This is a genomic window from Humisphaera borealis (assembly GCF_015169395.1).
Classification (GTDB): Bacteria; Planctomycetota; Phycisphaerae; order Tepidisphaerales; family Tepidisphaeraceae; genus Humisphaera; species Humisphaera borealis.
In genome coordinates this window covers 1417973-1435789 of the sequence record NZ_CP063458.1, presented here as the reverse complement: position 1 = coordinate 1435789, position 17817 = coordinate 1417973, and the positions used below count along the sequence as shown (strand labels likewise).

The 17817-nt window shown below is 62.5% G+C and carries 12 protein-coding genes; 7 read left to right on the top strand and 5 right to left on the bottom strand.

From position 1 onward, the window contains the following. Nucleotides 1-62 precede the first annotated feature (62 nt). Complete coding sequence (locus IPV69_RS05295) at nt 63-533, bottom strand: redoxin domain-containing protein (protein WP_206293874.1); 471 nt, start codon at nt 531-533, stop codon at nt 63-65. A 152-nt stretch (nt 534-685) separates the two neighbouring features. Between IPV69_RS05295 and IPV69_RS05290 the strand changes: the two genes are divergently transcribed. The 3 genes from IPV69_RS05290 to IPV69_RS05280 all read left to right on the top strand — a co-directional run bounded on the left by IPV69_RS05290 (nt 686) and on the right by IPV69_RS05280 (nt 2465). Continuing rightward, on the top strand, nt 686-1003 hold the full coding sequence (locus tag IPV69_RS05290; protein ID WP_206293873.1) for a DUF2103 domain-containing protein: 318 nt from the start codon (nt 686-688) through the stop codon (nt 1001-1003). A gap of 55 nt (nt 1004-1058) precedes the next feature. Beyond that, complete coding sequence (locus IPV69_RS05285; protein WP_206293872.1) at nt 1059-2015, top strand: L-threonylcarbamoyladenylate synthase; 957 nt, start codon at nt 1059-1061, stop codon at nt 2013-2015. 255 nt (nt 2016-2270) lie between these two features. After that, nucleotides 2271-2465, top strand: coding sequence for a hypothetical protein (locus tag IPV69_RS05280; RefSeq protein ID WP_206293871.1), 195 nt, complete (start codon nt 2271-2273; stop codon nt 2463-2465). A 52-nt stretch (nt 2466-2517) separates the two neighbouring features. Here the strand turns inward: IPV69_RS05280 and IPV69_RS05275 are convergent, their stop codons facing one another. The 4 genes from IPV69_RS05275 to IPV69_RS05260 form a co-directional block, all read right to left on the bottom strand. Beyond that, the gene (locus IPV69_RS05275; protein WP_206293870.1) at nt 2518-3501 is read right to left on the bottom strand and encodes a lysophospholipid acyltransferase family protein; all 984 of its coding nucleotides are present in this window, start codon (nt 3499-3501) and stop codon (nt 2518-2520) included. Between the two features lie 48 nt (nt 3502-3549). Beyond that, nucleotides 3550-6033, bottom strand: a complete 2484-nt coding sequence (locus IPV69_RS05270) for an ATP-binding protein (RefSeq protein WP_206293869.1) — start codon at nt 6031-6033, stop codon at nt 3550-3552. Nucleotides 6034-6538: 505 nt separating this feature from the next. Then, on the bottom strand, nt 6539-7651 hold the full coding sequence (gene rho / locus IPV69_RS05265; RefSeq protein WP_206293868.1) for a transcription termination factor Rho: 1113 nt from the start codon (nt 7649-7651) through the stop codon (nt 6539-6541). A 265-nt stretch (nt 7652-7916) separates the two neighbouring features. Beyond that, the gene (locus tag IPV69_RS05260) at nt 7917-9167 is read right to left on the bottom strand and encodes an L-rhamnose isomerase (protein WP_206293867.1); all 1251 of its coding nucleotides are present in this window, start codon (nt 9165-9167) and stop codon (nt 7917-7919) included. A 210-nt stretch (nt 9168-9377) separates the two neighbouring features. Between IPV69_RS05260 and IPV69_RS05255 the strand changes: the two genes are divergently transcribed. The 4 genes from IPV69_RS05255 (at nt 9378) to IPV69_RS05240 (ending at nt 17796) form a co-directional block, all read left to right on the top strand. Continuing rightward, nucleotides 9378-13013, top strand: coding sequence for a PSD1 and planctomycete cytochrome C domain-containing protein (locus IPV69_RS05255; RefSeq protein WP_206293866.1), 3636 nt, complete (start codon nt 9378-9380; stop codon nt 13011-13013). 95 nt (nt 13014-13108) lie between these two features. Continuing rightward, a complete protein-coding gene (locus IPV69_RS05250) occupies nt 13109-14593 on the top strand; it encodes a DUF1501 domain-containing protein (RefSeq protein ID WP_206293865.1) in 1485 nt (494 codons plus the stop codon). 118 nt (nt 14594-14711) lie between these two features. Beyond that, a complete protein-coding gene (locus IPV69_RS05245; protein ID WP_206293864.1) occupies nt 14712-16562 on the top strand; it encodes a tetratricopeptide repeat protein in 1851 nt (616 codons plus the stop codon). 271 nt (nt 16563-16833) lie between these two features. Next, complete coding sequence (locus IPV69_RS05240; protein ID WP_206293863.1) at nt 16834-17796, top strand: type II secretion system protein; 963 nt, start codon at nt 16834-16836, stop codon at nt 17794-17796. Nucleotides 17797-17817: the final 21 nt, after the last annotated feature.

Genomic DNA, 17817 nt, shown 5'->3' with positions numbered 1-17817 from the left:
GCGGCATGGGCTTCGTGTGACACGGGCAAGCGTACTCGCTTGCCCGTGCCACACGGAAAGTCTCACTCTGCCGAGGCGATCAACTGCTTGAGCTTCTCGACCTCGCGGGGTTCGCGCATCGGTTGTTCCTGCCAGGCGGCCACCAGGCCTGTGCTGTTGATGATCACGGTGCCGCGCTTGCCGCAGTTGTACGGCTCTTCGCCGGCAAACATGCCGTACGCCTTGACCATCTTGCGGGTCGGGTCGGCCAGCAGGCTGTAGGGAATGTTGTATTTGGCTTTGTACTCGGCGTGGCAGAAGGGGCTGTCGATGCTGACGCCGTAAACGACCGTACCGCCGTCGCCGGCCAGTTGTGGCAGGGCGGGGCCGAAGGCGCAGTGCTCGGTCGTGCAGGTGGGCGAGAAATCCATCGGGTAGAACAGGAGGACCACCTTCTTGCCGCGCAGGCTCGACAGGCTGATCTTGTTCTTGTTCTCGTCCATCAGTTCGAAATCGGGGGCGGGTTCGCCGATTTTAAGGGGTTGGTTGTCCATGAGATGCTCCTCTGGTGTAAGCACAGGCTTTGTTTCGCTCGACCACATCGATCGTTGCGGGCTATGGAGGTTCGCATGGTAGTGCCGTGCCGGTACATCCGGCAACGCCTCAACCCGCACGGCGAAGCCGAAACGGTTATGATCAGGTCGAGATGAAGTTCGGACGCATCAAACGCCAGCACGGCCGGGTCGGCGGTCTCGACGAGATCCTCGATCGGATCGTGAAGGAGTGCCCGCACGTGAGCCGGATTGTCCCCGGCCGGATCAAGGTCCGCCGAGGCAAAACGCCGCCGAACTTCAAGGTGCAGTATCCGACGGAGGCGGGGCTGAAGTGCCTGTATACCGGGACGGGGACGGTGCAGGAGGTTTTCCTGATCTGCTCCGATTCGACACAGACCAGGATCTGGCTGATTGCCGAAGGGATCGCCGTTGATGACGGTGATCGACAGACCGACTCAAAGCCGTCGTGACCGGCGGCGCCCTGACTTGATACTTTTTTCCCATTTGCGAAGTTAGCGCACAGCGATGATCGATCAAGCCGTTCAACATTTGCGGGCCGGGAGGCTGGTGGCGTTTCCGACGGAGACTGTCTACGGCCTGGGGGCCGACGCCACCAATGCCGACGCTGTGCGGGCGATCTTTGCCGCCAAGGGGCGACCTGCGACCAATCCGCTGATCGTACATGTCGCCGACATCGAGACGGCGCAGAAGTTCACCACCGGCTGGTCAGACGCGGCGCAAACGCTCGCCGCGGCTTGGTGGCCGGGGCCGCTTACGATCGTGCTGCCGAAGCATCCGTCGATCGTAGATGAAGCGACCGCCGGCTTGCAGACGGTGGGACTGCGCGTGCCCGATCATCCTGTGGCGCTCGAACTGCTGAAGGCGTTCGGCGGGGCGGTGGCGGCACCCAGCGCGAACCGGTCGAACCACCTGAGCCCGACAACCGCCGAGCATGTTCGCGACGACCTCGGCGACCGGGTGAACCTGGTGCTGGACGGCGGGCCCTGCAAGGTAGGCATTGAGTCGACCGTGCTCGACCTGACAGGGGAGGTGCCGACGATCCTTCGGCCCGGAGGTGTCAGCCGACGCCAACTGGAGTTCATCCTGGGCACGGTCCGCGAGCCGGACCTGGTCGCCGCGCCGGCCGCGAGCCAGACCTCTCCGGGGCAGATGGAGCGGCACTATGCGCCGCTAACGCCGGCTGTGCGGTTTGAGACGGCACAACGGGGCCTGATCCATCCGCAGACCGATGCGCAGTCGAACGGGATCGTTGTGCTGAGTCCGCTTAAGATCTTCAAGAAGTGGGGACCGATCGTGGCGATGCCCAACGATCCGACCGAGTACGCGCAGCATCTGTATGCCGTACTACACGAGTTGGATGGTATGCGGTTAAGGACGATCTATATCGAAGTACCTCCCGAAAAACCCGAGTGGATCGCTATTCGCGATAGGATCCGCCGGGCGACGGTTCCACTGGATTGACCCCAAAACTACGAATTCGGCAAAACAAAGCCAAGGTCCCGCTTGAACGCCGGGCGGCGCGAGCGCTAAACTTGTGTCACACTTCGAAGTGCTGAGAGCAATTGGCCGATGCAGCAATTGATATAGAGCGGTACCCCCGGGAGGCGGAGAACGATTATTCGGACGTTCGGGCAAGCGAATGAGCCCGATTCCGAATGGCCGAAGCAGCGTTTTTGCAGTATCTTCTTCGACCCGTTCAACAGGAGCACGAGGCCCATGACCACGATCGAACAGAAACCGCAGTCACAGTCCACCTATTCCCCCACGCAGTCCGGCCAGGAATCGCCGGTGACGCGCCAGCCGCAACAGGGTGACAACCGCGCCAAATCGGATCGCAGCGATCGCGCGCAGTCCGGTCAGCAGGACGAGTCGTCGTTCACGATCTCGGCTGACGACTTTATGATGATGTAATACTTGCTACGGCAAGCGTGTTGATCCGCGGTGCGGTATCACTTCGACATGACTACTCAACTCGCTTGTAGTTGGAATAGTGCGGGTAAGGATTGCGCGCTTCTGTCGGACGCCGCTTCCATCGTTTGTACGTCCAAAGCCAGGGACGGGGGTTCCTGCGAACTTGCTCTTCAACCAGGTTTGTGACGTCCTGAGTAACCCGGCGGATGTCATCGGCGCGGTCTGCTGTCGATACAGGATCGAGCAGCGTCGACCGAATGTGCAGTCGGCCGTCGCGCAGAGGCTCGGCGGCGACGAAGACGATCGCCGACTTCGTTCGCAGCGCCAGTTCTGCCATCGCCACGCCGTTGTAGATCGCCAGGCCGAAGAACTGGTTCCATACGCCGCCGCGCCCCCGGCGACCATTCACATCGCAGAGTAGTCCGACACGCTGGCCCGATCGCAGCGCTCGTACGAGCTTCAACAAGGCATATTTGGGCGGGATGATCCCGTTTCCTGAGGACGTGCGGCATTCGGTCAGCAGACGATCGATGCGTTCATTGGCGAGCGGCTCGGCGACGCTGACCATCGGATATCCCGCGAACCCGCCGGCAATACACGCCAGCTCCCAGTCGCCGTAGTGTGGCGTAACGATCACCACGCCCCGGTGCGAGGCGTCCAGTTGCCTGAGCGTCTGAAGGAACGCTTCGCCGTCCACCAGTCGGGCGACGAGCCGGCGATCCAGTCGCGGCGCCCAAAGCAGGCCCATCATGACTTCGCCGATTCGCTGAAACGTTTCCAGCGCCAGTTCCCGCTTGAACCATATTGATCGGCGGTCGCCAAAGACGATGTCGAGATTCGCCATCGCTACGCGACGGTCGGAGCGCAGCAGGAAATATGCCCCCGTTCCGAGCACGGTGCCCCAGCAGAGCGCCGCCCTTCGGGGCAGCAGGCGCAGGCCGAAGGTCCAGCCGAAAACCAGAAGATACTCACATAGAAATCGGAATCGCCGGGTGACGGTCGCCGGCTTACGGTTGTCATCGTCTTGATCTGGCATCTGGATCGTTAACCACGAAGGCGCAGGAAGCGACACGAAACAAGAGGATCACTCCCACGCTGCAATCGTGCCGGATGCGGCGACCCAATTCGGGGTCCAGGCGAGACAGACGAGTTTGACAGTGATATCCGTTTTCTTCGGTCGCATGGGAAGACGCTCCAGCGTTTCGTTAGCGACATCGGATCGCGCATCAAGCGCCGCCGTCTCTTCGTTGAACTGTGATTCCAGATCGGCGAACTGCTGTTTGAGGGCATCGACATTTTCCTGCGCGCGATCGACATCCGAGCTTTCCTTCATCGACCGGCCGACGCCGCGCGCCGCCGTGCCGGCCCGGCTCACGTTGCCCATGGACAGGGTTTTGCGGCCCAGCAACGCGCCCAGGATCGTCGCGCCAACGGAGATGAGAGTTGACGTCTTGGCCCCGCTGGCCTGTTCCCGCTGAACGGCGACCTGCTGTTCGGCGCGACGGATGCGATCCTGCAGTGCCGCCAGCTTCGGAGCGTACTTCGTTCGCAGCTTCTCGACCTGCTCGTCGCGGCCTTCGCGGGCGACCTGCTGCAGGTGGACGCGGAAATCTCGCTCCGATTCACCCGGCTTGCTCGTGAGGCCCAGCGATGAACTCTTGAAGACTTCCAGCTTCGCACCGCGGTAGATCCAATCCGACAGCATCTTCTTCCAGCCGTCGTAACTGCGGGCACGGGCGGCTTCGGGGTGGACGTCGGCAAAGATTGCGTTTCCAGACGGCTGCGGATCCAGATCGCGCTCATCGACCTGAACTTCGCGGGCGTTCTCCCACATCAGCGGCACCGGCCCGGGCTCCAGGTCACCGAGGTAACTGTACGTCTGCTGGGCGTCAGCGCCCGACTTGCTGTCGCGGAAGTAGATGTCCGCCCGGCCGAGGATCGCCGGTACATATTGAAGCTTCGCGCCAGCCGGCTGCTGCGAGCGAACCGGCAGGAAGTACTGCGGGACTCCCGGCGACAGGACCGGGCGAACACCCGCCGTTAACGATGGCGCCGCGGGCGGCGAGGCAGGGATTACAGCAGCAACAACCGGAGCCGCCGACACCGCCGGGGCCGCTGCAGGTGCCGTCACGGCCGCTGGTGTTGCAGTCGCCGATGGCGCGCCACCTTGAAGCAACTTGATCTGGTTGCGAGTCAGCGGGCCGCGGAGATACGACATCACCCACCGCGATTCGAAGATGACCGGCGCATCTTCATGCACGTTGTTCATCAGGAACACCCGGCTGCCGAGCTGCGACAGGATCTTCTCCATCTCACCGCGATTGAAGCTTCCGCCGGCGGTGGATGATGCGCCCTCCAGCCCGTCGAGTACGCGGGCCTTGTCGCGCTCCGTTTGCAGTCGTCCGATGAACCAGGTGCCGCAGTTGCTCAGCCCCTTGTAATCCAGATCGACCGGGTTCTGCGTCGCCAGCACCATGCCCACGCCGAACGCGCGGGCCTGCTTCAAGAGTGTCAGGAGCGGCAGTTTGCTCGGCGGATTCTGTACCGGCGGGAAGTAGCCGAAGATTTCGTCCATGTAGACCAGCGCCCGCAGGCTGGTCGTCCCCGGCTGCTGCCGCACCCAGCCGAGCGTCTCGTTCAGCAGCATCGAGACGAAGAACATCCGCTCGGCGTCCGACAGATGGCTGATCGAGAAGATGCTGATCTTCGGCTTGCCGGCCGGGGAGTGCAGCATCGCGCCGATGTCGAGCGGCTCGCCGCTCATCCAGGCTTCGAATCCAGGCGCGGCCAAAAGATTGTTCAGCCGCATCGCCAGGCCGAAGCGATCTTTCTGCGGGAAGACCGATTCCAGGTCCATCACGCCGAGCTTCGTCATCGGCGGCTGCTGGATTTGGGCGATCAGAGAACCCAGGTCCAAATTCTGTCCCTGCCGCCAGACGTGCGACAGGATCGCCGACAGCAGGATGTGTTCGCGGCTTTGCATCGGGTCGGCATCAACGCCGGCCAGGCCGAGCAGGCTGGTGACCGTCGTGCTGATACGGTCGCCGAACGCTTCGGTATCGTCACGGATCGCCGGTGGCGGGGCGTTGAACGACTTGACGATCGACACCGGAATACCGGCCGTGCTACCGGGCGTATAGATTGCAAAGTCGGCCGAGTCGCGCAGCTTCTGAATGCGCGAACCGTCCTGCCCCCATGACGCCAGTCCGTCTTTCCACAGCTTGGCCTGCCCGGCGGCAAAGTCGGCGGGGGAGACGCCCTTCCGGCGGGCGTCGTCTTCGTTGATCCATGGTGCAAAGTCTTCCGCCCGAAGCTGTGGGAAGGTCAGCAGTAGATTCCCCAGATCGCCTTTGGGGTCGATGACAATTGCGGGGATGCCGTCGATCGCGGCTTCTTCGAGGAGCGCTTGGCATAAGCCGGTCTTGCCGCTGCCCGTCATGCCGACGCAAACGGCGTGGGTCGTGAGATCCTTCGAATCGTAAAGGATCAGGTTGTCTTCGGCCTTGCGGGCGGCTAGGTCATATTCGCGGCCGAGGTAGAACGCGCCGAGTTTTTCGAAGTCCTGCATCTGCGGTGGCTCCTGCTTGCGTCGAGAGCGTGTTGTATCACGAATGCGGGAGAGTTCACCACGGAGGCACGGTGACACGGAGGGCAGCTCGTAATCGTGAAAGTTCTCTCGGACGAAAGGGACGAGCGGCGGTGATCTCGAAACCAAGCTCTAAAAGTTATCCATCCGCCAAGCGATCTGATTTGACTGCGCGAAAAAAGTGCAGTACCCCCGAGTACAGCGAAACGCCTGCAATCACGAACCAAAGCACACTTTGCATGTGCGGGGTAGTCGCGATGAGATATAGGATGAGGGTGGCGGATATCACGCCACATGCCGCGGCGAGATACCCAAACCAGTCACGGCTTGGAGCGGCTCCTGGATTGTCTGTCGGCGACTTGCTCAACTTCAGCCTCTCTTCATCCTAACCGTTTGGGCCGTCACCCATGTATTCATCGGTGACGGGAAATCGATCCACCATCAGCGTCCACTATTTGTCTCCGAGTCTCTATGGTGATCCCCGTCCTCACCCCATCTTGATCGTGCTGAACAACTGCTGATTTGTCGGCTGCTTGGTCAACGCGTCGCAGAGGTTCTTCATCGCCTGTGCCGGCGGCATGTTCATTAGATGGCGGCGGATGTTGCGGGCCGCCGTCATCGAGCGCTCGTCGAGCAGCTTCTCTTCCTTGCGGGTGCCACTCTCGGCGATGTTGAGCGCGGGGAAGATGCGCTGATCGCTGAGCTTGCGGTCGAGCGTCAGCTCCATGTTGCCGGTGCCCTTGAACTCTTCGAAGATCACCTGGTCCATGCGGCTGCCGGTGTCAACAAGACACGTCGCCATGATCGTCAGGCTTCCGCCGTTCTCGATCTTTCTGGCAGCGCCGAAAAGCTTCTTGGGGATTTCCAGCGCCCGGTTGTCGAGGCCGCCGGACATGGTTCGCCCGCCGCCCTGGCCGCCGGTATTAAAGGCTCGGCCGACGCGCGTGAGTGAGTCCATCAGGATCACCACGTCGCGGCCGTATTCCACCTGCCGCTTGGCGCGTTCGATCACCAGTTGCGACAGGTCCAGATGCTTGTCGATCGTGTTGTCGTTGCTGCTGGCGAAGACCGTCCCGGGTACGTTTCGCTTCATGTCGGTGACTTCCTCCGGCCGCTCGTCGACGAGCAGGAGCCACAGGAGCACGTTGGGATAGTTGGCGGCGATCCCCTTGGCGATGTTCTGCATCAGGATCGTCTTGCCGGTGCGCGGCGGGGCGACGATCAACCCGCGCTGGCCGAAGCCGACGGGCGCAAGGATGTCGATGATGCGGGTCGTCAGTTCGGCAGGGTTGTGCTCGAGCTTGATCTGCGGCTGAGGGTCAAGCGCGGTGCCGTCATAGATCGGGACGGTGTCGTGGTAATTGTCTACCGGCTGGCCTTCGATCGCCTCGATCCGGCCGAGGGTTCGCCCGCGCGGCTGGCCGCGCAGCAGAAGCCCCGGGCGTAGCCGAAGCTCGCGAATGAGTTGACGAGGAACAACTAGATTCCCCTTTGCCGGGCGGAGCATGTGAACAGGGTCACGAAGCTGTCCGTCCTGCCGTTCGTCGGCCTGATAAAGCAGGCCTTCGACGTGTCCGTTGGTCGCTGGACCGTTGGTCATGAGGCGGTGCGTCCGAATGTATGGGTGGTCGGTAAAAGAGCTTTTCGATCCGGCCGGAACAGGCGATGCTAGAACCCGGAAGCCTGTCGCGAACCACGACGGATCGACCGCCGCTCGAATACCAACGCAAGGTTGCGGGGGAGAGGAATCCCTCGGAAGAGCGTGTAGATATAGCAGAAAAGCTGTCGGAGGCAAACGAAACCCGATCTGTCGTCGCGGGTTGCATTCCTGGCTGCGGCGTTTGCGACCCCTCCAATGCGTTATTTCACCGTTTGGAGAGCACCAGTTGCTCGTAGGCTCGGACCTCATCCAGCCAGGATTGGCCCACCGGCGTGCTCTGTCGCCGGCAATACTCGTCCCACACGGCTCCCCATGGCAAAGATTTGCACTCTTCCAGTATCGCAAGCCGGGCAGTCAGATCTCGGTTCAGCTCCACCTGTCGCAGCCGCTCGGTCGGCTCCAGAAGGGCAATCAACAGCGACTTCAGCACGTTTCGAGCACCGATGACCCACGCCGCCACTCGATTGATGCTGGCGTCGAAATAGTCCATGCCGATATGCACCCGCCCGAGCAGGTCGTTCCGCACCAGCTCGTGGCTGATCGCCAGCAGCTCTTCGTTCAGCGTCACGACATGATCGCTGTCCCACCTGACACCCCGGCTGACGTGCAGCAGAACCCGATCCACCGACATCAGCACACTGGTCAGCTTGTCGGCGATGGTCTCCGTGGGGTGATAGTGACCGGCGTCCAAGCACATGAGCTTGCCACGACGGATCGCGTAGCCAAGGTAAAACTCGTGTGAGCCGACGACATAGCTCTCCGAGCCCAGACCGAACAGCTTGGGTTCGACCGCGTCGAGGTTATGAGCCGGGCTTAGCGGCTCGGCAAAGATGCGGTCCAGCGAGTCTTCAAGTCGTCGGCGCGGGGCAAGGCGATCCACAGGGGTATCCTTGTAGCCGTCCGGAATCCAGACATTCGTGACGGTCGGCGACCCCAGCGCCGCCCCCATGGCGGCACCGATCTTTCGGCAAATTTGGCCGTGGCGAACCCAGAACCCGCGAATTCCGTCATCTGAATGGGCGATCGTGAATCCGTCGGCAGCGAGCGGATGGCTGAAAAACGTCGGGTTGAAGTCCAACCCCATACGCCGGCTTCGAGCCCAATCGATCCAGCCTGCGAAATGGCTTACATCGATCTGGTCACGATCGACCTTGACACCGCCGAACTCGCCGTAGCTGGCGTGCAGATTGAGCCGGTGAGATCCGGGGATGAGCGACAGTGCTTTGTCGAGGTCCTCGCGAAGTTCGGCTGGGTTACGGGCCTTACCGGGGTAGCTCCCGGTCACGGCAATACCGCCGCCGAGCGACTGGCTGGAACTTTCAAATCCGGTGACATCGTCTCCCTGCCAGCAGTGCAGGGAGATCGATATACCGGCCAGACGCGACAAAGCGGCGTCAACATCGACGCCAAGATCGGCGTATCGCTGGCGAGCGGAGTGAAAAGCGGTGTCGGCCATGGGTCCTTTGCAGTCGGACGACCTGTCCCTCCCATATGGGGAGGGACTTGGATGAATGTCGAACGGAGTGAACGGTGTAACGGTGAGCTTCGACGCGGCCGTAAGAATCGACGGTCCGCCGGGGCTTTGTCAAACAGAAGTGCGACACTTTTGCTTCTGGTATCATGCGTAGGCTGGTAACACTGTAAGAAGCCTTCAATTAGTTCTTCTATGCCGAAACTTCCCCTCACACGGCTGTGGTCTGTTTCCGTGGTCTGCGTCCTGGCGTGGATCGTTGCACCGGCTGCGCGCGCGGCGGACGGCCCGGTCGACTTCAACCACGACGTTCGGCCGATTCTTTCGCAGTACTGCTTTAAGTGCCACGGCATCGACGACAAGTCCCGCAAGGCCAAGCTGCGGCTCGACGTTCGCGAGGCGGCGACCCGCGCCGGCAGTTCCGACGAAATCGCGATCGTCCCGGGTAAGCCGGACCAGAGCGAGATTATCAAACGCATCGTCAGTAACGACGAAGACGAAGTCATGCCGCCGCCTTCGATGAAGGTGAAGCTGACCGATGCCCAGAAGCAGACATTGCGGCGCTGGGTTGAGCAGGGCGCGGAATACGCGCCGCACTGGGCATTTGTAGGGCCCAAAGCCGCTACGCCACCGGCCGTTCGCAACGCCGATCGAGTTCGCAATCCGATTGACGCGTTCGTTTTGACGCGATTGGAGAAGGAAGGGTTGAACCCTTCGGCCGAGGCCGACAGGTACACGATCGTTCGTCGGGTGTACCTCGACCTGGTGGGTCTCCCACCGACGCCTGAAGAAGCGGACGCCTTCCTGAACGACAAATCGCCCGATGCGTACGAGAAACTGGTCGACCGGTTGCTCGCCTCGCCGCAATACGGCGAGCGATGGTCACGCCGCTGGCTCGACCTGGCCCGCTACGCCGACACCAACGGTTACGAGAAAGATCGCCCCCGAAGCATCTGGCCGTACCGTGACTGGGTCATCAAGGCGATCAACGCCGACATGCCGTTCGACCAGTTCACGGTCGAACAGCTCGCCGGCGACCTGCTGCCCAACGCGACGACGGATCAGAAGATCGCCACCGGCTTCCACCGTAACACGATGCGGAACGAGGAAGGCGGCATCGACCCGCTGGAGTTCCGGTTCTATTCGCTGGTCGATCGCGTCGGCACGACCGGCACCACCTGGCTGGGGATGACGATTGCCTGTGCCCAGTGCCACACGCACAAGTACGATCCCATCCTTCACACCGACTACTACCAGATGATGGCGTTCTTCAATAACGCCGACGAACCCGACCTCGAGATGCCGACGGCGGAACAGCTCGAAAAGAAGAAGGAAATCGAAACAAAGATTGAAAAGCTGACGTCGGAACTGCCGAACCGCTGGCCGGTGTCGAGCGTGCAGTGGGAGGTCGCGACCGCCGCGCACACAAAGGCCGCGACCACAAGCGAAGTAAAGCTCGAAGCTTCCGCGGACAACACCTGGCGGGCGGTGGGGCCGGTTGTTCCCTCCGATACGTACACGTTTGAGATCGAGTCGAGCCTTCCATCGGTGGATCGCATCCGCATTGAGGCCCTGACCGACGGAAAGTCCGGTCCGGGTAGGACGGCGCACGGCAACTTCGTTCTCACGGAGTTCACCGCGACCTTGGCCGGCACTGACGGCAAAACGGGGGCAGTCAAAGTCTCGCGCGCTGAGGCGAGTTTCTCGCAGCCGAAATACGCGATCGCCGACGCCATTGACGGAAAACCGCGCACGGGTTGGGGGATCGGCGGCGCCGAAACGAAGGCGCAGACCGCGACCTTCTATTTCGCCGAGCCGCAGAAGCTGCAGAAGGGTGGCAAGGTAACGCTTGTCCTGGCGCAGAAGTTCGGCCAGTCGCACACGATCGGGCAGTTGCGGATCAGCCTTGGCGCCACAAAAGCCGACGACCCAACCGCGGCCGACAGCCGAAAGGCGTTGGTCGAAGCCTCCTACCGCAAGTGGCTCGCCGAGCAGACGCCCAAAGCGGTCGAGTGGACGATCATCCGTCCTTCCGACATGAAGAGCAGCACGCCGACGCTTACGCTGCAGCCCGACGGCGCGATCCTTGGCAGCGGCGATATCACCAAGTCGGACACCTACGATCTGACTTTCAAGAACGCGCCCAGGGGAATCACGGCAATCCGTATTGAAGCGCTTCCGCACGAAAGCCTGCCCGGCAACGGACCAGGCATGATCTATTACGAAGGCCCGAAGGGTGACTTCTGCCTGAGCGAATTGAACCTGCTGGTCGCCGGCAAAGAACAGAAGTTCGGCAAGACGGCCCATAGCTACGCGGCGGGAAACTTCGAGTCGGCCAAGTCGATCGACGGTAACCCGCAGACCGGCTGGATGATCAACGGCCAGCAGGGCAAACCGCACTGCGCCGTCTTCGCCCTGGAAAAGCCGACAGACGCTGGCGGCGACCTGCTGATCAAGATGTTGTTTGAGCGGCATTTTGCCCCGGCACTCGGTCATTTCCGGGTTTCGGTGACCACCGATCCGAAAGCGATCGTGAGTCCCGTAGCGCTACCGCCGACGGTGGAGTCGGCTCTCCTGGTGGGAACGCCGAGCGCCGGCTCGGCTTCTTCGAAAGATGCGAATGACGCAAAAGAGCCGGGCAATCGCTCGGCCGCCCCATTGGACGCTTCGAACGTCCTTTTCCGTCAATTCCTGCTCACGGCCCCCGAATTGGCCGGCGCTCGTAAGGAGATCGACCAACTCTTCAAGAGTATTCCGGAGCCCACCAGCACACTCGTGATGACACCCCGCCCTCCGGGACACGACCGCACCACGCACGTGTATCACCGCGGCGAGTTCACGTCGCCGAAGGAACCGGTTCAGCCCGGCGTTCCCGCGGCGTTGCCGCCGTTGCCGGCAGGCGCGCCGGCCGACCGGCTGGCGTTTGCGCGCTGGCTGGTGTCGACGGAGAACCCGCTGACGGCGCGCGTGACGGTCAATCGCCAGTGGCAGGCCTTCTTCGGCCGGGGCATCGTCCGCACGACCGAAGACTTCGGCCTGCAGGGGGAAATGCCGTCTCACCCCGAACTGCTCGACTGGCTCGCAGTCCAGTTCATGAACGACGGCTGGTCGATGAAGCGGCTGCACAAGTTGATCGTCATGAGCGGCACGTATCGGCAGTCGTCGGAGGTTCCGCCGGCGCTGCAGACGCGTGACCCGCAGAACGTCCTGCTCGCCCGCGGGCCTCGATTCCGCGTGGAGGGAGAGATCGTCCGCGATGCGGCGCTCAAGGCGGCCGGGCTGCTGTCGGGCAAGATGTACGGCCCCAGCGTCTTCCCGCCGCAACCGGCGTCAGTCACCACCGAAGGCGCGTACGGCCAGTTGGCATGGAAGACCAGCACCGGGGAAGACCGGTATCGACGAAGTCTTTATACCTACATGAAGCGGACGGCCCCCTACGCCATGTACGGAACCTTCGACGCCCCCAGCGGCGAGGCGTGCGTGGCACGGCGTGAGCTTTCCAACACGCCGTTGCAGGCACTGACCGTGCTCAACGATGAGGTCTTCGTCGAGGCGGCGCAGTCGCTCGGCAAGCTCGCACTGGAAGTCAAAGGTGATGACGCGGCCCGGGCGACGTTTGTATTCCGCAGAATCCTCACCCGTGAGCCGGCCAAAGACGAGTTGGCGATGTTGACGGCGTTTGCATCCGGTCAACGGGCGCGATTCAAGGCCAAGGAACTCGACCCCGCGAAGTTCACGAATGCAAAGGACGGCGACATCACGGAACTGGCAACGTGGACCGCTGTCGCCCGCGCGGTATTGAACCTGGACGAGTCCGTAACGAAGGACTGACCCCTCTGCGGCGTGGGCGTCTCGCCCACGTCTGTACCTGCCATCAATCCAAAACACGGCCGAGACGGCAATGTCACGACGAACGCGAGCCACTGATGAACACTGACATCCATCCACTCCTGAAAACCACCCGCCGACACTTCTTCCGCGACTGCGGCGTCGGTGTGGGGAAGATCGCGCTGGCGTCGCTGCTGACCGACCGCCTCGGCTCGCGCTTCGCCAGCGCGACGACGGCCGACAACACCGGCGAAGCCGCGCGCGGTGCGGCGGGCTCGGTGCGCGGCGTGATGACGCCCAAGGCGTCTCACTTTCCCGGTAAGGCCAAGGCGGTCATCCAGCTGTTCATGGCCGGTGCGCCGTCCCAGCTCGATCTGTTCGACTACAAGCCGGAACTGGTAAAGCTGGAAGGCAAACCGTTGCCGCCGTCTGTTTACGGCAACCAGCGTTACGCGTTCATTCGCCCCGACGCCGCCGTCATGGGGCCCCGGTTCAAGTTCAACAAGTATGGTAAGTCGGGCCTCGAAATCGCCGACGTTCTGCCGCATCTCGGCACGGTTGCCGACGACATTTGCGTGATCCGGTCGATGAAGACGGACCAGTTCAATCACGCCCCGGCGCAGATCTTCATGAACACCGGGTTCTCACAGCCCGGCCGGCCGAGCATGGGGTCCTGGGTGACCTACGGCCTGGGATCAGAGGCGGCCAATCTGCCCGCGTTCGTCGTCATGTCGACCGGAAGAGGCATCAGCGGCGGGGCGGCCAACTGGTCGAGCGGCTTCCTGCCCACCGTCTATTCGGGCGTGCGATTCCGCAACTCCGGCGACCCGATCCTCAATGTTTCCAGCCCGGCTGGCGTCGATGCCAAGCTGCAACGCGACACGCTCGACCTCATCGGCCAGCTCAACCGCAAACGTCTCACCGCCGACAATGACCCGGAAATCGCCACGCGCATTGCCAGCTACGAGATGGCGTATCAGCTTCAGTCGTCGGCGCCGGAGCTGATGGACCTGAATTCCGAGAACAAAGCCACCTTGGAGATGTACGGCTGCGACCCGGCGAAGCCCTCGTTCGCCCGTGCGTGCCTTCTCGCCCGCCGGATGGTCGAGCGTGGCGTGCGCTTCATCTCGATTTACCACGAAGGCTGGGACGCCCACTCCAATGTCGCCGGCAACCACGGCAACAACTGCAAGGAAACCGATCAGGGCTCGGCCGCCCTCGTGAAAGACCTCAAGGCACGAGGCCTGCTCGATGAGACGCTGGTCGTCTGGGGCGGCGAGTTCGGCCGCACGCCGATGGTCGAGAGCAATCCGTCCCTCAACCGCAGCCAGGGACGCGATCATCACCCGTCGGCGTACACCATGTGGATGGCCGGCGGCGGCATCAACGCCGGCATTCAGTACGGCAAGTCAGACGACCTCGGCTTCCATATTGCCGAGAACGAAGTCCATGTTCACGACCTGCAGGCGACCATCATGCACTGCCTGGGCCTGGACCACGAACGACTGACGTTCCGGTCACAGGGCCGCGACTTCCGCCTGACGGACGTTCACGGGCACGTGGTGAAGAACATCCTGGTGTAGCCGTTTCGGCGCCGCGAATCGGAGCGCCAGTGAGAACGCCTGCGCTCCTGGCGGTTCAACGCCCCGGCGATCCGTTTCGGCCGGTCCGAAAATCGCGGATTGCGGCTATACTCTGTGCATGCGGGGACCCGTTCTTTCATCGTTCGTGATCGCCCTTGCCTGCGGCGCTGCAGCGTTGCCTGCCGATGTGGCCGCGCCGCCGGCTGCGGGAGCCGGGCAGCAATCGGCACCCGACGAGATTACCCGGCTCATTGATCAGCTCTCCGATGGGGACTTTGATGCGCGAGAAGCGGCTGCCAAACGGCTGATGGAAGTCGGCATCACGGCGCGACCGGCGCTGGAAGAAGCAACCCGATCCGACAACCCCGAGCTGGCCGGCCGTGCGCGGGCGATCCTTCGCAAGCTACCATGGCACGCAGACACAGATCCCGACGCGGTAAAGCAGGCGCTCAAGCTCTACAGCACCAACAATCCCGACGGACAGTGGGCTCAGGCCGTCATGCAGATGCGGCAGCTACCCGACGGCGTCGGGGGCGACGCGCTGGTACGACTCGTCAGGGGCGAAATCGATCCCCAGCGGCGGTGGATCATCGCCGCCAACGTCAAGGCGATGGCCAAGAACGCCGATCTGCTGAAGGCGGTACGAAGCCTCGAAACCGAGCGGACCAATGCGCCGGCGCTCTGGCTGGCGGCGGTAGGGTGGATGCCCCGAGACGCCCGCAAAGCCATCGGACTGCACGCGGCCGCCGCCGACATTGAACTTGCCAACCCCACGCCTCAGCAGGGGGGATCCGTCGCCGGCACCATGTTGTCGGAACTGCAGAAGGTGTATGAGCGTACCAGGCGGTCGGCCGCGGCGGCCGATCTTCTCCGCCGGTGGAATACGGTCCGGCCGTCTCAGGAGTTGGTTGACGCACTGTTTGCCCTGCACGCCAACACCCCTGACCTGCCAAAGTTCGCCGACGATGTCAGGCAGTTTCCGCGCCCCTTGGACTCGGCGTTGACTTGGTACACGTACGCACAGTTCATCGACCGCGCAGGGCTCGACTTCGGTGGGGGATCGCTGCGGTTTGTTGCGGGAGTCCTGAGCGGCAGCCTGCCCACGCCCGGGGGATCGATCGCCGAACGGAATCGAAGTCTTCAGGCCCGACGCTACCAGACCGGAACGTTCCTCCTCGAGCGCCGCTGGGTCGAATCGGCGGAACAGGAGTTGCGCGGGGTTCTGGCGCTGGCCGACGCACCCAATGACGTTTACTCAGTGAACGTGCACTTCCGGCTGGCGTCCATCGCCGCCGGTCGTAAAGACGATGCCCAAGCGGCGAAGGAGTACGAGGAAGCGTTGTCTGCCTGGGAAGGCGCAGGCGGCATTCTGACGGCCGAGACCGACGGCGAACAGGTTGCCGGCGACGAGGCGCTGATCGTGATGAAGTCGATTATGCACCGTTACGGCCTTCGCGCCGCACGAAAGGCCGGCGCCAACGACGATCTCGTCCGCCATGCCACCGCGCTGGCCGATCTGGGGGAGAAAGGCCGTCTCGGGGGCGTTCGCGGAAATGACCCCGACCTTGCCATCGACGCGGTCACCTCCCTGCGTGAGGCAGGCCAGAAAGAGCTGGCCTCTAGGCTGTTCGCCCAGGCGTACGCCGCGAGCAAAGCCCTGCTGGACATGAACCCGGACGATCCCCGGCGAATGAACACCCTCGCATGGCTGTGTGCTCGATGCGGCGAAAGGCTGGAGGAGGCCGAAGCGTTGATGGCCAAGGCGCTCAAACTGGCACCCGAAAACCCCGCGTATCTTGATACGGCGGCCGAGGTGCAGTTCCAGTTTGGCCGATTCGACAAGGCTATCGAGCTATCAGAGAAAGCAATCAAGCTCGCCCCCGAGGCACGGGAACTAAAAGACCAGATGGAACGCTTCAAAGCGGGACAGAAGCAGGCCGGTGATGGGAAACGGGCTCGGGGGCAATAGGCTGCTGGTCCGTTGAGCGCTTCTGCATTACGAGCGACAGACCCTTCTCAGTTCGGCAACTGTCGATTGGATATCGACCCAGCTGAATCACCAACTCCCCTCCACGCTGGGACACGTCGTAAACCTTTGTTGAAAATAGCAGGATTTTTCTTGCCGCTTTTGGGTAATCTGGGTAGGATGCGCCTCGTAGGGCATGCTCCTACGCATTTCGTCCGAGCCGTACTTTGAAAAAACATATCTGAACTGCGTTCCCTTCAACCGGGAGGTGACCATGCGTCGCCGTACGTCTGTTCGCGGGTTTTCGATCATCGAGCTACTGGTGGTCGTTGGCATCATCTCCATCCTGATTGCCATACTGCTCCCCACAGCCGGCCGGGCCAGGGAGATCTCACGTCGATCGGTTTGTGCCTCCAACCTGCGCAATATCGGAACGGCCGCTCGGGCCTTTGCGATGGATCACAACGGTATTTACCCCATCGGCTATGCCACGAACGAGTCCGGCTTTAAGCGACTGCTATCGGGCATCAGCATGGATCCGCTGCTGATGAAGGACGAGGCGACCTGGAAGCTGTACGGGGTACCACTTTCGGAATGGACGAAGTACGGGGCCCCGGACACCACATGGAAGTGCCCGGCTTTCGAGAAGGATCTCAGCCGCTACAACGTCCCCGGTGGTGCTCCCACGCCCGGTGAGGCCTGGGGTCCCCTTCTGATGATGGATTACATGTACCTCGGCGGTCTGAGCAGCAAGTCGGCGTTCGTCGGGACCAAGAGCCGGGCACGGTGGGGCCTGCTGCAGCCCGCGCTGACGATCCATGATCCCAAGCCGGAAGAACGCTTGCTCGCCGCCGACGTCGTGTTCTATGCGGGCAAGAGCGGGTGGGGACGGCTTTACCAGGTGAATCATCCCAACAGCGCGCTCGAGCAACAGGTGGATTACCAGGGCGTGCTGTACGGCGACGGGCACGTGGCCGCGAACAACATGAGATTGTTCCCGAACCGGATCGATTCGGAGACCGGGCGGTACTCGTTCCTGCACGACAACTCCAGTGGAGGCAGCAGGGGCTATTACTTCTGGGGCCCCGGCATGTCGTACACACCCGGGCTGGCCGTTCCGCCGCCCGCACCGCCGCCGCCCCCTCCCACGTCGCCTCCGACCACGCCGCCTCCCCCGACAACACCGCCGCCCCCTCCTCCGCCGCCGCCTCCGGGAACGACCAGTCCGCTCCCATGACACTGTGGGAAGGCAGCAACG

Excerpts from the sequence above, each read along its gene's own strand:
- IPV69_RS05295 (WP_206293874.1), bottom strand. The coding sequence starts at position 533 with ATGGACAACCAACCCCTTAAAATCGGCGAACCCGCCCCCGATTTCGAA.
- IPV69_RS05290 (WP_206293873.1), top strand. The coding sequence starts at position 686 with ATGAAGTTCGGACGCATCAAACGCCAGCACGGCCGGGTCGGCGGTCTC.
- IPV69_RS05285 (WP_206293872.1), top strand. The coding sequence starts at position 1,059 with ATGATCGATCAAGCCGTTCAACATTTGCGGGCCGGGAGGCTGGTGGCG.
- IPV69_RS05280 (WP_206293871.1), top strand. The coding sequence starts at position 2,271 with ATGACCACGATCGAACAGAAACCGCAGTCACAGTCCACCTATTCCCCC.
- IPV69_RS05275 (WP_206293870.1), bottom strand. The coding sequence starts at position 3,501 with ATGCCAGATCAAGACGATGACAACCGTAAGCCGGCGACCGTCACCCGG.
- IPV69_RS05270 (WP_206293869.1), bottom strand. The coding sequence starts at position 6,033 with ATGCAGGACTTCGAAAAACTCGGCGCGTTCTACCTCGGCCGCGAATAT.
- rho (WP_206293868.1), bottom strand. The coding sequence starts at position 7,651 with ATGACCAACGGTCCAGCGACCAACGGACACGTCGAAGGCCTGCTTTAT.
- IPV69_RS05260 (WP_206293867.1), bottom strand. The coding sequence starts at position 9,167 with ATGGCCGACACCGCTTTTCACTCCGCTCGCCAGCGATACGCCGATCTT.
- IPV69_RS05255 (WP_206293866.1), top strand. The coding sequence starts at position 9,378 with ATGCCGAAACTTCCCCTCACACGGCTGTGGTCTGTTTCCGTGGTCTGC.
- IPV69_RS05250 (WP_206293865.1), top strand. The coding sequence starts at position 13,109 with ATGAACACTGACATCCATCCACTCCTGAAAACCACCCGCCGACACTTC.
- IPV69_RS05245 (WP_206293864.1), top strand. The coding sequence starts at position 14,712 with ATGCGGGGACCCGTTCTTTCATCGTTCGTGATCGCCCTTGCCTGCGGC.
- IPV69_RS05240 (WP_206293863.1), top strand. The coding sequence starts at position 16,834 with ATGCGTCGCCGTACGTCTGTTCGCGGGTTTTCGATCATCGAGCTACTG.